This window comes from Brevibacillus sp. SAFN-007a (genome assembly GCF_051967035.1).
Taxonomy (GTDB): Bacteria; Bacillota; Bacilli; order Brevibacillales; family Brevibacillaceae; genus Brevibacillus.
The window spans coordinates 1-1,025 of record NZ_JBQCKK010000059.1; the positions used below are offsets into that span (position 1 = coordinate 1).

A 1,025-nucleotide genomic window follows, 5' to 3' on the forward strand; every position below is an offset into this window, starting at 1 on the left:
ATGTTCCGGATTGAATCCTGTGTGGATTATGTTCTGAAAAAGATGTGCTTCGATTTTGGCCATTGCTTCATTCCAGAAGCAGAGTTGATCGATGAGGTTCTGAAGGTTCTCAACCACAACACGGACGTATACATTACACGGGATGAGGTAGAACAGGGGATTTTTCAGCTGGAGGAAAACGGCCGCCTCATCATTGAGGAAGAGGGAGTCTATCCTCCTTTTTTGTATCGCTCCGAAAAGAGACTGGCCCAACTCCTGCTCAAATTTATGCGAAGCGGCAGTAACAACGTAAACATGGCTGCTATCGATACTGCCATCAAAGACTACCAGGTACGTTCCAAAATCGTATTGGCGGAAGGACAACGTGAGGCGATCCGGAAGTTGTTCACTGAAAACCTGTTGATCTTAACCGGTGGTCCAGGATGCGGGAAAACCGCAAGCGTAAAAGCCGTCATTGATGTGTATCAACGGCTTAACCCAGTGGCAAGTATTGCTTTGGCTGCACCGACAGGACGGGCCAGCCGCAAACTGACGGAGGTAACCGGACTGGATGCGGCCACCATTCACAGACTCATTAACTTCCGACCAGGCGAAGAGCCAGAATTCAACGAGAGCAATCCGCTTGAAGCAGATTTACTTATCGTCGATGAAATATCCATGATGGACATACAGCTGGCCGATCTGTTGTTTAGAGCGATCAACCCGAACAAAACGAAAGTACTACTGGTAGGGGATCAGGATCAGCTCCCTTCCGTGAACCCAGGAAATGTACTAAAAGATATGTTGGACGCTGGCGTTCCGCACGTGCGGCTCACAGAAGTCTTTCGCCAGGCGCAAAACAGCCAGATTGTTACCAATGCTCACCGGATCAATAAAGGCGAGTCAATTGTCATTGATCCAGCGAAACAAGACTTTTACTTCATCCAGCGGGAAAAGCCGGAAGAGATCGCTGCTACGATTCGGAACAGCGTCGTGAGGTTTACGCAGCTTGGATACACCGCTGCAGATATTCTTGTCCTCAGTCC

1 protein-coding gene is annotated in these 1,025 nt (G+C 49.0%); it reads left to right on the forward strand.

The annotated features are described in order from the left end of the window. On the forward strand, positions 1–1,025 hold a 1,025-nt coding region (locus tag ACTHO6_RS21185; protein ID WP_440243818.1), incomplete at both ends, for an AAA family ATPase.